The sequence below is a fragment of the Winogradskyella jejuensis genome, from assembly GCF_900129745.1.
GTDB lineage: Bacteria > Bacteroidota > Bacteroidia > Flavobacteriales > Flavobacteriaceae > Winogradskyella > Winogradskyella jejuensis.
In genome coordinates this window covers 968,473-983,700 of the sequence record NZ_FQWS01000002.1, presented here as the reverse complement: position 1 = coordinate 983,700, position 15,228 = coordinate 968,473, and the positions used below count along the sequence as shown (strand labels likewise).

Annotated in this window: 13 protein-coding genes; 9 read left to right on the top strand and 4 right to left on the bottom strand. The window is 34.2% G+C overall.

Features of this window, described 5'->3' with window-relative positions; translation table 11 throughout:
- The first annotated feature begins 78 nt into the window (after positions 1-78).
- Positions 79-1,215, top strand: a complete 1,137-nt coding sequence (gene bshA / locus BUB95_RS12290) for an N-acetyl-alpha-D-glucosaminyl L-malate synthase BshA (protein WP_073086886.1) — start codon at positions 79-81, stop codon at positions 1,213-1,215.
- 45 nt (positions 1,216-1,260) lie between these two features.
- On the opposite strand, the gene BUB95_RS12285 is transcribed toward bshA, so the two are convergent.
- Positions 1,261-1,737, bottom strand: coding sequence for a hypothetical protein (locus BUB95_RS12285; protein ID WP_073087438.1), 477 nt, complete (start codon positions 1,735-1,737; stop codon positions 1,261-1,263).
- A gap of 112 nt (positions 1,738-1,849) precedes the next feature.
- Here BUB95_RS12285 and BUB95_RS12280 point away from each other — a divergent pair, with 112 nt between their 5' ends.
- The gene (locus BUB95_RS12280; RefSeq protein WP_073086884.1) at positions 1,850-4,750 is read left to right on the top strand and encodes an FAD-binding and (Fe-S)-binding domain-containing protein; all 2,901 of its coding nucleotides are present in this window, start codon (positions 1,850-1,852) and stop codon (positions 4,748-4,750) included.
- On the opposite strand, the gene BUB95_RS12275 is transcribed toward BUB95_RS12280, so the two are convergent.
- Entirely contained in the window at positions 4,751-5,593 is an 843-nt protein-coding gene (locus BUB95_RS12275; RefSeq protein WP_073086882.1) for a UDP-2,3-diacylglucosamine diphosphatase, read from the bottom strand. It lies immediately after the preceding gene.
- Between the two features lie 186 nt (positions 5,594-5,779).
- On the opposite strand from BUB95_RS12275, the gene aroC reads away from it, so the two are divergent.
- From aroC to BUB95_RS12240, 7 genes are all read left to right on the top strand, one after another.
- A complete protein-coding gene (aroC, locus tag BUB95_RS12270) occupies positions 5,780-6,850 on the top strand; it encodes a chorismate synthase (RefSeq protein WP_073086880.1) in 1,071 nt (356 codons plus the stop codon).
- Positions 6,851-6,902: 52 nt separating this feature from the next.
- Positions 6,903-8,228, top strand: coding sequence for a dicarboxylate/amino acid:cation symporter (locus BUB95_RS12265; RefSeq protein WP_073086878.1), 1,326 nt, complete (start codon positions 6,903-6,905; stop codon positions 8,226-8,228).
- 137 nt (positions 8,229-8,365) lie between these two features.
- Positions 8,366-9,403: a glutathione synthase gene (gshB, locus tag BUB95_RS12260; RefSeq protein ID WP_073086876.1), complete on the top strand. Its 1,038-nt coding sequence runs from the start codon at positions 8,366-8,368 to the stop codon at positions 9,401-9,403.
- A 9-nt stretch (positions 9,404-9,412) separates the two neighbouring features.
- A complete protein-coding gene (locus BUB95_RS12255; protein WP_073086874.1) occupies positions 9,413-10,234 on the top strand; it encodes a sulfurtransferase in 822 nt (273 codons plus the stop codon).
- A 2-nt stretch (positions 10,235-10,236) separates the two neighbouring features.
- Complete coding sequence (locus tag BUB95_RS12250) at positions 10,237-10,566, top strand: hypothetical protein (RefSeq protein WP_073086872.1); 330 nt, start codon at positions 10,237-10,239, stop codon at positions 10,564-10,566.
- A gap of 5 nt (positions 10,567-10,571) precedes the next feature.
- A complete protein-coding gene (locus BUB95_RS12245) occupies positions 10,572-11,402 on the top strand; it encodes an N-formylglutamate amidohydrolase (protein ID WP_073086870.1) in 831 nt (276 codons plus the stop codon).
- Entirely contained in the window at positions 11,402-12,559 is a 1,158-nt protein-coding gene (locus BUB95_RS12240) for a peptidase MATCAP family protein (RefSeq protein WP_073086868.1), read from the top strand. Before BUB95_RS12245 ends, BUB95_RS12240 begins: the two co-directional genes overlap by 1 nt.
- A 288-nt stretch (positions 12,560-12,847) precedes the next feature.
- Here the strand turns inward: BUB95_RS12240 and BUB95_RS12235 are convergent, their stop codons facing one another.
- Together BUB95_RS12235 and BUB95_RS12230 are read right to left on the bottom strand one after the other, a co-directional pair.
- Entirely contained in the window at positions 12,848-13,270 is a 423-nt protein-coding gene (locus BUB95_RS12235; RefSeq protein ID WP_073086866.1) for a thiol-disulfide oxidoreductase DCC family protein, read from the bottom strand.
- A 22-nt stretch (positions 13,271-13,292) separates the two neighbouring features.
- Complete coding sequence (locus BUB95_RS12230) at positions 13,293-15,185, bottom strand: tetratricopeptide repeat protein (protein WP_073086864.1); 1,893 nt, start codon at positions 15,183-15,185, stop codon at positions 13,293-13,295.
- Between the last annotated feature and the right edge of the window lie 43 nt (positions 15,186-15,228).

The following is a 15,228-nucleotide window of genomic DNA, read 5'->3' as shown; positions in this document are numbered from 1 at the left end:
AATTATTCGTTAAAACTCGTATTCTTCAAATAACAATACATTAAAACCTTTAAATTAGCCTATCATAATTAAAGATACATGAAGATAGGTATTGTTTGCTATCCAACTTTTGGAGGTAGCGGTGTAGTAGCCACCGAGTTAGGTTTAGAATTATCTAAACGCGGGCACGAAATCCATTTTATTACATACAGACAACCTGTTCGTTTAGAATTGTTGAGTAAAAATGTTCATTTCCATGAGGTACATGTGCCAGAATATCCTTTATTTCATTATCAACCCTACGAATTAGCATTATCTAGTAAGCTGGTAGATATGGTTAAGTTGCATGGTATAGAACTTCTACACGTGCATTATGCAATCCCACATGCTTATGCAGCTTACATGGCACAACAAATGCTTAAAGACGAAAATATTTATGTACCTATAGTAACAACTCTACATGGTACAGATATTACTCTTGTGGGAAGCCATCCATTTTATAAGCCAGCAGTAACTTTTAGTATTAATAAGTCTAATGCAGTAACTTCGGTTTCAGAAAGCTTAAAGCAAGATACTTTGCGTTTGTTCAATATTAAAAATGAAATTGAAGTTGTACCTAACTTTATAGATATTGAAAAGCATCAACCTAGTTTTACAGATTGTCAACGTAGTATGATGGCTACTGAAGATGAACGTATTATAACCCACATTAGTAACTTTAGAGAAGTAAAAAACATTCCAGATGTCATTAAGATTTTTTATAATGTTCAAAGGGGAATTCCTTCGAAATTAATGATGGTTGGTGAAGGTCCCGAAAAAGAACAAGCAGAAATTCTTGTTGAAGAATTAGGGATAAGCGATAAAGTTGTTTTCTTTGGAAATAGCAATGAAATTGATAGAATACTTTGCTTTAGCGATTTGTTTTTACTGCCATCAGAAACTGAGAGCTTCGGTTTAGCAGCGCTTGAGGCCATGGCATCTAGTGTGCCAGTGATATCTTCTAATTCGGGTGGATTACCTGAAGTGAATAAAGATGGTATTTCAGGATATTTAAGTGATGTTGGAGATATCAAAGAAATGACTCAAAAAGCTATAGCGATACTACAAGATGACCAAACACTAAATACTTTTAAAGAAAATGCAAAGCAACAATCTTTGAATTTTGATTTACATGCAATTGTACCAAAATATGAAGCTATTTACGAAAAAACACTATCTGATTGTTATGTGAAATAAAAAAAGCCATCTCGAAAGAGATGGCTTTTTAGCTTATATTCTAGTCTAGAATTGGTACCTAATACCTAGAGCGATATCAAAATCAGAATCATCATTTAAATCTCCAAAAGCAATTTCTGGTCTAAAATCTAATGATAGTATAAGTGGTATATCAAAATCGTATTCAATACCAACATTCCCGGCAACAAAGAAAAAGGTTTCACTATCGTTTATTGGAGCATCAAAATCATAAGCACCAATACCACCACCAGCACCAGCGTACCAGTTAAAACCTCCATCAATATTCCAAACCCATTGGTAAAGTCCAGTTAGCTTATAGCCATCAAAGCTGCTTCCTGTGCGCCACCCTAAGTCTAATTCTAGCCTGTTATTATCACCTAATGCACGTTGATAAGAGATTTCAGCACCAAAACCATCACTATCGCCAAGACGTAATCCAATGGCGTTATCAGAAATGTTTTGCGCATCTACAAATAATAAACATCCAAAAACAGTAAAAACTGTCAAAACTAATTTTTTCATAATGTATCGTTTTTTATTGATTTTAATTGCTTCTCCAAAAATAACGCCAAAAGTGCATTTATATTTGTAAATAGTCATAGTTTTATAAAAAGATAAGTACTAAAAGTTGTTAATGAAAGACCAATTAAAAGCCTTAAGTTCTAGTTTTCAAGGTGAAATATATTATGACGGATTAATGCGAAGCATATATGCTACTGATGCTTCTGTATATAAAATTTTGCCACTTGCAGTTGCTATACCTAAGACGACTAATGACATAAAGCAACTTATAGCTTTTGCAAACAAAAATAAAACGTCTCTTATACCTAGAACTGCAGGCACTTCTCTGGCTGGTCAGTGCGTTGGAGAAGGAATTGTTGTAGATGTTTCTAAGTGCTTTAATAAAATTATCAGTGTAGACGAAATAAATAAAACAGTCACTGTACAACCAGGTTTAGTTAGAGATGAGTTAAATAATTATCTTAAACCATATGGACTGTTTTTTGGACCTAATACATCGACTTCAAATCGTTGCATGATTGGCGGTATGGTGGGGAATAATTCATCAGGTACAACATCTATTCAACATGGAGTTACAAGAGACAAGGTGTTAAATCTTAAAACCATTTTAAGTGATGGGAGTGAAGTTGAATTTAAACCTATTTCAAAAGCTGAATTTAAAAATAAAATAGTTCAGAACGATTTAGAAGGAAAAATTTATAAAACCATTTATGAGGAATTAAAGTCTACCGAAGTTCAAAAAAATATCATTGATAATTTCCCTAAACCATTTATTCATAGAAGAAATACGGGTTATGCCATTGATGAATTGATAAAATCTGAAGTCTTTTCAAAAGATAACGCATCACAATTCAACATTTGTCAATTATTATCTGGTAGTGAGGGAACTTTGGCGTTTACGACAGAAATTACGTTGCAGCTAGATGATTTACCACCTTCAGAGAATGCAATGGTAGCGCTTCATTTTGATAGTATTGAAGCCTGTATGAAATCTGTGCATCAACTTATGCAACACAATTTGCATACTTGCGAAATGATGGATGATACCATTCTAAATTTAACAAAGCACAACGCTAAACAACAAGAAAACCGAAAGTTTATACAAGGTAATCCTGTTGCCATTTTAATGTGCGAATTAAGAGCAGAAACAGATACAGAACTCAATGACAGTATTGAGAAGTTACTTGAAACAATAAAATATCAAGGACTTAGTTATGCTGCACCAATTCTTCAAGGTACAGAGATAGACAAAGCTATGGAACTTCGTAAGGCCGGCTTAGGGCTTTTGGGAAATATGATTGGCGACAAAAAAGCAGTAGCTTGTATTGAAGATACGGCTGTAGCCTTAGAAGATTTAAGTGATTTTATTGAGGAATTCACGGCTATTATGAAGGGTTATAATCAAGATGCTGTTTATTATGCTCACGCTGGTGCTGGTGAAATTCATCTAAGACCAATTCTTAATCTCAAGCAAAAAGAAGATGTTACTTTATTCCGTAAAATCACAACGGATGTAGCGCATTTGGTCAAGAAATATAAAGGCTCCATGTCTGGAGAACATGGGGATGGTATTGTACGTGCAGAGTTTATTCCTTTGATGATAGGCGAGGATAATTATCAGATTTTAAAACAAATAAAAACTGCTTTCGACCCTAATACTATTTTTAATCCAGGTAAAATAGTTGATGCTTTGCCAATGGATAAAAATTTGCGATATAAAGTTGATAGAAAGGAGCCAATAATTAATACGATACTAGATTTTTCCGCATCACAAGGGATTCTTCGAGAAGCCGAAAAATGTAATGGCTCTGGAGATTGTAGAAAACTCCCTGAGTTTGGTGGGACCATGTGCCCAAGTTACCGAGCAACACGAAATGAAAAAGACACCACTAGAGCGCGTGCCAATGCTCTGAGGGAATTTTTAACCACTTCAGAGAAGGCTAATAAATTCAATCATGAAGAGCTAAAAGATGTTTTCGATTTGTGTTTGAGCTGTAAAGCGTGTTCGAGCGAATGCCCTAGTAGTGTGGATGTGGCGAGTTTAAAGGCAGAGTTTCAGTATCAATACCAAAAAACGAACGGATTCTCGTTTAAAGATAAATTTTTTGCCAATGCAACAAAGTATAACAAGTTAGGTTCAAAAGCACCTAGTTTGTCTAATGCTGTTTTTCAAAGTAGTTTCGCATCAAGCATTGTAAAGAATATTCTTGGAGTTCATGCAAAACGTAGTTTGCCAAAGTTTACAAAGTCATTTAATTATTCCATAAATAAAACGCATTCTTCTAGCACTAAAACTGTATATCTTTTTGTAGATGAGTTTACGAAATATCTAGAATCAGATATTGCGAATGATGCAGTTATTCTGCTTCAAAAACTGAATTATAACGTACAGTTTATTCAGCATCACGAAAGCGGACGAAGTTATTTATCCAAAGGCTTCTTAGAAGAAGCAAAAGACTTAGCCAACAAAAACGTTTCAATCTTTAAAGACTTAATCACCAAAGACACACCGTTGATAGGTATAGAGCCTTCAGCAATTTTAACATTCAAAGATGAGTATATTAAACTATCAGATGATGTTGAAGCAGCTAAATCCATTGCTAAACATACTTTCTTAATTGAAGAATTTATTCAGCAAGAAATTGAGCTTGGCAACATTACTTCAGAGCAATTTACTAAAGAAGCTAAAGTCATCAAGTTTCATGGACACTGTCACCAAAAAGCTTTAGCTAATCAAAAATCTAGTTTTGATGTCTTAAATCTGCCTGAAAATTATAAAGTTACCATAATCCCAAGTGGATGCTGTGGTATGGCTGGTAGTTTTGGTTATGAAAAAGATAAATACGAGATAAGCATGCAAATTGGCGAACAAACGCTTTTTCCTGCTATTAGAAAGGCATCAAATGATATTATCATTTCAGCAAATGGGACTAGTTGCAGGCATCAAATCAAAGATGGAACGAATGTTGTTGCAAAACACCCTGTAACTATTCTAAAAGAAGCACTTCTATAGCTATTCTTCTTCAGGCTGCTCTACAATGGTAATAGCTGCTATGAGGTCTTTTATATTCATATCTTTTAGCTCTTCGTCAGGAGCAAAAGGAATAAGTTTGTCTTTGGTATAATCGTAAAGTTTCCAGCGTTTTAATCGGTATTCCAGCGCGGTTAAGTTTTCTACCCAATCCCCAGAATTCATATAAGTTGTTGTACCTCTCTTATTAGTTTTAACCGAAATAGTTGGCTGATGAATATGTCCACAAATTACATAGTCGAAGCCATTTTCAATAGCCAAATCTGATGCTGTTTTTTCAAAATCACCAATATATTTTACGGCTAGTTTCACGTTATCTTTTATCTTCTTTGAAAGAGAATAACGAGCTTTTCCTCGTTTTTGCAAATACCAATTAACCCAACGATTTAGTATAATTAGCATATCATAACCCCAACTTCCAAGTTTAGCAATCCACTTTGCTTTCTGAATAGAAACATCAAACACATCCCCATGGAAAATCCAAGTTCTTTTACCGTCTAAATCGAGTAACAATTTGTTAACAATAGAAATGTTACCAATCTCGGTATCGTTAAACTTTCTTAGCAACTCGTCATGATTTCCTGTGATGTATGTCACCTTTGTGCCATTGGCAGATAGGCTCATTATTCTTTTTATAACCTTGAGGTGAGTTTTAGGAAAGTATCGCTTATTAAATTGCCAAATATCAATAATATCGCCATTAAGTACTAAATGCTTAGGCTCAATACTATTCAAATAGTTAAGTAATTTCTTTGCATTACAGCCATGAGTACCTAAATGTACATCAGAAATTACAACAATATCAAGTTTTCTTTTAATATTCAAAACCACAGGATTAATACTGCAAATAACTTATTGTAATGTGACTTTAGTGTTAAAGCATAATTAACTGTAATTAAGCTTATTGTTATTAAAGTGTTATGCAAAACCAGGTTTGTAAAACTTATAAATTGAGACCTAGACTTTTTATTGTTTATATAAACAATTACATTAGCGTAAAATAATTGGTTAATGGCAGGAAATTCTTTCGGAAAGTTATTTAAACTCACCACTTTTGGTGAATCTCACGGTAGAGCAATAGGAGGAATAATTGACGGTTGTCCAGCTGGAATTGAGCTCGATTTTGAAGCTATTCAAAACGAAATGAATCGTCGTAAACCTGGTCAGTCTAAAATCGTTACGCAACGTAAAGAACCAGATACTGTAGAGTTTTATTCAGGAATTTTTGAAGGCAAAACTACAGGAACACCCATTGGTTTTTTAATCCATAATACCAACCAAAAATCTAAAGATTATTCGCATATCAAGGATGTATATCGTCCAAGTCATGCAGATTATACATATGATAAAAAATATGGTGTGCGCGATTATCGAGGTGGCGGAAGAAGTTCAGCTCGTGAAACGGCAAGTAGAGTAGTAGCTGGAGCTATTGCAAAGCAGTTTTTACGTCAGACTAAAATTAATGCTTTTACATCTTCGGTTGGAGAGATTTTTGTTGATAAACCCTATCAGGATTTAGACTTTTCTAAAATTGAATCTAACGTTATTCGTTGCCCAGATAAAGCTACTGCAGAAAAAATGATTGCCAAAGTTTCTGAAGTAAAAAAACAAGGCGATACCATCGGAGGAACAATCACCTGTGTCATTCAGAATGTCCCGGCTGGATTAGGAGAACCTGTTTTTGATAAGCTTCATGCAGAGCTCGGTAAAGCCATGCTTTCTATTAACGCCGTAAAAGGGTTTGAATATGGTAGTGGTTTCTGTGGCGCCAAAATGAAAGGAAGTGAGCATAACGATAAGTTTAATGAAGATGGAAGTACACAGACCAATTTATCAGGTGGTGTTCAAGGTGGTATTAGCAATGGCATGGATATCTACTTTAGAGTGGCTTTTAAACCTGTAGCAACAACGCTTCAAAAACAAGAAACTATAAATAGTGCAGGAGAAACTGTAGAAATGCAAGGTAAAGGACGTCACGACCCATGTGTAGTGCCTCGTGCAGTGCCTATTGTTGAATCTATGGCTGCTTTGGTTATTGCAGATTATATGTTGTTAAGAAGACAGGAAACTAAGGATTGGTAAAGGAATTATAAATAAATGTTTTCCACTTTCGTGGAAATAAAACTTCGTTTTAATGAAAAAACTCGCATTACACTGGAAGATTATTATAGGAATGATTCTTGGAATCATCTTTGGTTTTATAATGAATTCCGTGAACGGACAACAATTCGTCACTGATTGGATTGCGCCATTTGGTAAAATATTCATCAATCTTCTTAAACTTATTGCAGTACCATTAATTTTGGCGTCGCTAATTAAAGGAATCTCAGATTTAAAAGACATTTCTAAGATTAAAGCCATGGGACTACGTACTATACTGATATATGTCGGTACAACTTTAGTAGCAATCATTATTGGTCTTTCTATAGTTAATGTTGTAAAACCTGGAACAGGAATGCCTGCAGAAACTATTGAGAATATAAAACTAAAATATGCCAATGATGCTGGGGTAACAGACAAATTAATGAAAGCAAGCGCACAGCAAGATGCTGGACCATTACAAGCACTAGTAGATATTTTTCCAAGTAATATTTTTCAGTCTATGGCAAACGCGAGTATGTTGCAAGTTATATTCTTTGCCTTATTTGTTGGTATTTGCTTATTACTAATTGGTGAAAAGAAAGCTAAACCTATGATTGATATTTTTGATTCGTTGAATGAAGTCGTCATGAAAATGGTGGACTTAATTATGCTTTTTGCACCTTATGCTGTATTTGCCTTAATGGCAAATGTAATTATTGCTTTTGATGACACAACCATACTCGTTAAGCTATTACAATATGCATTCTGCGTTGTTGGAGGATTAATCGTTATGATTGGCTTCTATATGACTTTAGTCAATATATACGGAAAGAAATCACCATTATGGTTTCTAAGTAAGATTAGCCCTGCTCAATTACTAGCATTTTCTACAAGTAGTAGTGCGGCAACATTACCCGTAACTATGGAACGTGTTGAAGAGCATGTAGGTGTGGATAAAGAAGTTTCAGGGTTTGTACTTCCTGTTGGCGCTACGGTAAATATGGATGGAACAAGTCTGTATCAAGGTATCGCAGCCGTATTTATTATGCAAGTGATATGGCCAGAAGGATTGACATTTACTAATCAATTAGTAATTGTTTTTACAGCACTATTGGCGTCTATTGGTTCAGCAGCAGTACCGAGTGCAGGTATGGTAATGCTCGTTATTGTTCTAGAATCTATTGGTTTTCCAGCGGAATTATTGCCAATTGGTCTAGCATTGATTTTTGCTGTTGATAGACCATTAGATATGTGTAGAACAGTTGTAAATGTCACAGGAGATGCCACAGTATCGCTTCTTGTTGCTAAGTCCTTGGGGAAACTTCATGAGTACCCTAAGGCCAAAGAATGGGATGACCATTATGATGAGGTGAAATAAGTAGAGAACATATTTTTCTCTAAAAAAAATGTAGTGAATCACTTACACTGAGCGAAGTCGAAGTGTCTCAAAAAAAACTAACTAAATTTTGTATTTTTAATTTTCAGAATAATGAAAACTAAACCAACCTTAGAATTATGAATGTATGCTTCATTATGTATCCTTGGGAAACCATTGATCCAGAAAACGATACAAGTTTAGCTTTAATAAAAGAATGTGTAAAACGTGGTCATGGTGTTGCCATGTGTACACCTGCTAACCTAACCATTAGAGATAGTGTTACCAACGCATTTTGTACAGTCGTAGGACGTATGGACAAGGTGCCTACGTCACTTAAGGCATTTTATAAAAAGGCAAGTTTGCGTGAAGAAATGCTACCACTTGCAGGTTTTGATACTATATTTTTTAGAGCCAATCCACCTTTAGACCCATTAATGCTCAACTTTTTAGATTCAGTAAAAGACGATGTGTTTATTGTGAATTCTCTTCAAGGCATGCGCGAGGCCAATAACAAATTATATACAGCAGCTTTTGGAGATGCGCATAGTAATATCATTCCAAATACGCATGTATCTAAAAATAAAGAGTATTTAGTGCAGCAGATTAAAGAGTCTAAAGCAGACAAAATGATTCTAAAACCATTAAACGGTTTTGGTGGTTCTGGTGTTATTCTTATTGAAAAGTCTGCGATGAACAATATCAACTCGTTATTGGATTTCTACATTAGCGCAGGTGATGGTGAATCTAATTACGTTATACTTCAAGATTATATAGAAGGCGCCGATAAAGGTGATGTTCGTATTTTATTATTAAATGGTGAGCCTGTTGGCGCCATGAAGCGTGTTCCTGGTTCTGATGACCACCGTTCTAATGTATCTGCTGGAGGTTCTGTACAACGACATACCTTAACAAAAGAGGAAAAAGCACTTTGCAAACAAATTGGACCTAAATTGGTTAAAGACGGATTGTACTTTGTTGGTATTGATGTTATAGGCGGAAAATTAGTTGAGGTTAATGTCATGTCTCCAGGTGGAATTACTTACATCAACAAGGTGTATAAAAATAAGCGAAAAGTAGAGGAAAAGGTTATAGACTTTCTTGAAAGTAAAGTCTTAGATAATCTTGAAGCGTTTAATAGACGTACCCGATTACGAAAGACTGTAGAAGACGCATAATATTAAGATATGCTTCAAGTTGAATCGCCTTTAGTCTCAGTGAATTGGCTTCAGAAACATATTGAAGCTGAAAACATTGTGGTTCTTGATGCTACAATTCCTAAAGTAGCGGGTTCTAGCTTGCAGAATAATTCTGGATATATTCCTAAATCTCAGTTTTTCGATATTAAAAAGACATTTAGCGATGTTAATGCTAGGTTTCCAAATACACTGCCTTCCGCTCAACAATTTCAAACTGAAGCGCAAAAATTGGGAATTAATAAAGATTCTTTAATTATAGTGTATGACCAACACGGTATTTACTCAAGTGCTCGTGCTTGGTGGTTATTTAGATATTTTGGTCATGAAAATGTAGCTGTTCTAAACGGCGGTTTACCGGAATGGCAACGTCAGGGGTTTGATACTATAAAGGCTTATGACGAAGCTTCTGATATAGGTGATTTTATTGCCAATGTCAATAAAGACTTGTTCACTAATTTTGAAGGGGTTAATCAGTACTCGAAATCGGATAATACTCTGATTCTTGACGCACGTTCTTACAAACGATTTTCAGGCGAAACACCAGAACCCCGACAAGGTTTACGAAGTGGAACCATAGTAAATTCTCTGAACTTACCATATACAGAATTACTTGATGGATTTGTTTTAAAATCCGGAGATGAACTAAAGCAAATTTTTGATAATTTAGTTACTACACAAAAGAAGCTCGTATTCAGCTGTGGCACTGGTATCACGGCATGTAATTTGGCATTAGGCGCTACACTGGCAGGCTATGAAGATGTAGTTGTTTATGACGGTTCATGGACAGAATATGGAACATTAACGCAATAATAATGGAAGCACCAAACTGGACAAAGGATGAACTGATTGCATACACCTTATTGTATGCTGCGCATTCAGATTTGAAGGAGAATAATCACGAACGCAACGTTATTATTTCAAAGGTGGATATGCAAACTTTTCAAAAAATTCATGATGAATTTTCAGCTGATAATGACTTTCAAAGCATTCAAAAGATTTTAGCGTCTATAGAAAAGCATCAGTATTCTAAAGAGAATTTGGACCAAATCTTAGCAGACATTAAAGGTCTATTTTTTGCTGATGGCGATTTCGATATTCGCGAACATTCTATGTTATTATTTCTAAAACGTATTTTAAACTAGAGCTTATGAAAAGGCTTTCAATTTCAAAAATTATAGAAAACATAAATGATGAGAAGTGTTTTCATGCTGTTGCGGACGATTATTCGTTTACACTAAAAATTGAAGAATATGTGCCTTATGCATGCGGTGCAGTTCACGATGGGCATCAGTTTAGAAAGGAGTTATGGGATAATTGTCTGCATTCTGAATACGACCGTTGGTATGAGGAAGATCCAGAAACTAAAAATATGATAACTAGGCATCCAATAGTTATCGCAGGTTGTGATTCTCGTTTTGAATATGATTTAAACCGTACGCCAGAAGAAGCTGTTTTTGAAACCGCTTGGGGCAAACAGCTTTGGAAGTTACCTTTGGCAGAAGCGCAAAAACAGAAAAGTCAGCAAAAACATGCCAATTTCTATAAAGTAGTAGCCGCTTTAATTTCTAAGCTAGAAGAAAAATTTGGCATTTGTATTGTTTACGATATGCACAGCTACAACTGGCAACGTTGGGATAGGGAAGTGCCAACTTGGAATTTGGGAACGTCTAATGTAGATAATGAGCGCTTTGGTGCTTGTATCGAAGATTGGCGACAGGCTTTAGCTTCGATTAAATTACCTCATGGAATTAAGCAGACTTCAAAGATTAATGATACGTTTCATGGTAATGGGTATTTCTTAAAATTTATTACCCAGAACTTTAAAAATACCTTAGTTTTGGCAACTGAGATTGCAAAAGTATATTGCGATGAGTACAACCAAGTCATTTATCCAGAAGTAGTGGCTGCGGTAGAACAACAGCTTAGAGAAATTTTACCAAAGCATGCGGCTGAGTTTTACAAAACGTTTTCAAATTAATGCCAAGTATTAAAACAACTACAGAGTTTCAAGATGTTTTTGATATCGATTCTAACTTAGATCGATTAGTTAAAAATATTGAATTACTCAATTATATAAATCCACTTAACATTTCGGTTGAAAAAAAGAAATTCTTTTCAGCTAAATACAACTACGAGCCAGAATTTAAATACCCTAAGATAAAATTCAATGGGTATAAACTACATCGTTTATTCTTTTCGCAGCGCTTAGAGCGTATTGAAGATGCTGATATCCGGCAGCTGTACGAAGATATTATTTATGAATATTCAGGTTTAATAGAATGTATTGAAACTATTGGTCAAGGTCGAAAATTCTACTACAACAGCCTCAAGAGTTTTGGTACACCTACGGAAAATGATATTGAAAACGCAAAATTTATTCTACGATTTGACGATGTAGATGAAGCTGATTTAGAGCCCATTCACGATGTGGATTATGCTAAATCTTATTTTGAAGACTATGCTAAGCGGTACAATTTTAAATATAATCTTAAGATAAGTAATAATATTTCTGCGGCGGCAATGGTGCTTAATAACACGCAGACTTTGGTACTTAGAAAAAATCATAAGTTTAGTAATAATCAACTTAAGGTCTTAGCAAATCATGAAATTGGTGTGCACATGGTAACGACTTTTAATGGGTTGTCTCAGCCTCTAAAAGTGTTTTCTAACGGTTTTCCTAACAATGTAGAAACTCAAGAGGGATTAGCCGTATATGCGGAATATATGAGTGGTTCTTTAACCATGTTTCGCTTACGCGAATTGGCTTTTAGAGTTATTGCTGCTGATAGTCTGAGTAAAGGCTACAGTTTTGCAGATACTTTTGATTTACTTCATAGACAATACAAATTAGAGCGTAATAAAGCATTCAGTATCACACAGCGTATACACCGTGGTGGCGGATTTACCAAAGATTATTTATATCTAACTGGGCTAAGAAATGTATATAAATATGCTAAGCAAGAGAACGACTTAGGTAAATTATTAATGGGGAAAGTTTGTATGTCTTATTTACCAACTATTGATAAACTATTGGATTTAGGATTAGCAATTCCTCCAACGCACTATACAGATGCATACGAAACTAATAGCAATACTAATTCTAATTTAGATTTTATTCTGAGTGGTTTGAAATAAAAACCTCAAAGCCAGATTTTTCGGTCTATCATTTTCTAATGACACTTTCAATAGGGTAGACTTGCCATATTGAAAGAGCTCGATTCGTTCCCAACTAACTGAAGCTAGGCTCAAACTAACATAATCCGGCTTTGAGGTTTAGAATAGCGATTACATTTTGCAACCGAAAGAATTTAACCATCAACCTTAAACTCGTAATAAAGGTAAAATCAGATTATAATATTTAAAAACTACTTTGAGTGAATGATGCCATTTAAAAGGTGAAATACCCTTTTAAGTGAGTGAACGTTAATCTAAGAATTTTGCTTTTAATTCTGGAGTTGGAATCATACAAGACTCACGTTTGCCATACCATTTATAGCGATTTTTCGCAATAAAATCATAGAACCAATTTCTAAGTCCTGATGGAAACACTAAAAAAAGGGAGAGTATTTTTGTGGGGAATGTTAATTCTTTAGCAATTTTAAGTGCTGCTGTAGATTTACTATAAATTTTTTGCTCTGAAGTATTGTAAAGTATTATAGAGTCTGTCTGATTGGTGTCTATATTAAATTCATTAATGATGGCTTCTCCTATAGCACTTTGTAAAGGCGCGAAAAGAAACTTATTATTCTTATCTCTTTTAATGACGTATAATACGCTGCTATTACAGAGATTGCAAATCCCATCAAACAGTATTAATTGCTTATCATTTGGTACACGTTCTATCACAATGCAAAGATAGAATACAGTGTTATATCGAGTTTAAAAATTGCGTTAAATCATCATCCTTACCTAAAGATAATTTATTTTTAAGTCTATATTTAGATTTTTTTACGCTATCTGGCTGAACGTTAAGCATTGATGCGATTTCTTTAGTTGTTAGATTCATCCTTAAGAACGATGCTAGACGTATCTCTTTTTCAGAGATATCGTTAGAAATTTCTTTAATTTTTATATCAAAGTTATTGTGAACTTCAGAGAAATAAGATTTAAAAACTTCCCAATCTTTGTCTTCTGCGCTTTCTTTTTTCAGCAACATAACTAGTCGTCTAAATTCTACTTTAAAAAGTTCTGGCGATTTTTTTATTTTTTCTAAGTTTTCCTTTAGCTCTTGAATAAATGAATTTTTCTGAACCAGATGTAATGTTTGCGAAGCCAATTCTTTCTTTTTAAATTCAATTTCTTGTTTGTAAATGGCCTCTTGTTTCTCTCTAGCAATTCTATTTTTTTTAATTCGTTGTTTAAACCCAAAATAAAGCAATCCAGCTATCGTCAAAAACGAAAACATACCAATACCATAAAGTGATTTTGTAAGCTTATCGTTTTTTGCTTTTACCGTTAGACTTTCTATTTCCCTATTTTTTATTATCAACTCTGCTTCTTTTTTTTCTGTTTCATAAATAGCCTTAAGCTCTTCAATCTGTCTCGATTTTTTTAGATTATATAAGCTGTCATTAATTTTTTGAGCTTCTTTTAGATATTTTATAGCCTCATTAGAATTACCAGATTTTAACAAGATGTCTGAGTGAAGTTGATAGGTGTCTTTTAAATGTGGCAAAGCATTAATCGATTTAGACATATCTAACGCTTTTTGATTGTAATCTAATGCACTGCTAAATTTATTAAGATGGTAATCTACCTGAGATAATCCTTGGTAAGCGTTTACAAGACTAAGTTTTAAGTTTTCACTCTCGGATATGTCTTTTGCTTCAAGAAACAAATCTCTGGCCTTTTTATAGTTTTTCTTCAATAACTCTAGCTCTCCAAGATTGTGTAAGGCATTAGATGTAGAAAGTTTGTTTTCGACTGCTCGAGAATTTTCAAGACCTAGATTATATTGTGTCTTCGCATTATCATATCGTTTTAGTTCTTGATAAGATATGCCTAAAGAGTTATGTGCATAAGCGAGATACATTTTATCATCCAACTCTTTGTATAAATCAATTGCTTCTTGAAAATATGATATAGAAGACTCATAATTTCCTAAAGCAGTTTCGATATCGCCAATCTGTTTCAGAACATCGGCTTTTCTACTTTTATGATTAATTTCCTCAAAGTATTTTAAAGCCTTTAAGGCTTCCGATAAGGCTAGATTGTAATTACCTTTTTCTATGTAAATACCAGCTAGGGAATTGTGTTGTGCCCCTATGAATTTGGTTTTTAGGTCACCGTCTTTTTCAAATTTTTCAATGGCTTTAAGAGTTTCTTTTGTGATTGCAATTGCTTCATCAAACTCACCATTAGTTTGTTTAATACTAGAAATGGAGTGATTAATAAAAATTATACCGCGAGTACTTTTCGTCTCTTTAAAAATAGATTTAGCCTCCGTAAAGTAGTATAAAGCGGAATCATTTTCACCACGATTAGAGTGGTAATTCCCTAAATGCATATTGCCAATTCCTAATCCTCTTTTGTAATTATTTTTTTTTGAAATAGCCAAAGTCTGCAGCGCATATTGTTTTGCTTCCTCTGGTTTGGAAAACATAAGTTTTTCGTGAAGTTTAGTAAGTATTAGAACTTTAATCGAGTCGTCTTCTTTTCTGTTTTTTAATTCTAATTTTAGACTATCTATAAGTTGAGATTGTTGTGAAGAAGAAACTTCTGCTACTAGCAATAACGCTATACTTATAATTAAAGTCCTCATGATTGGTTAGTTTGCTTAAAATTAGATTATTATGCGGATTCCA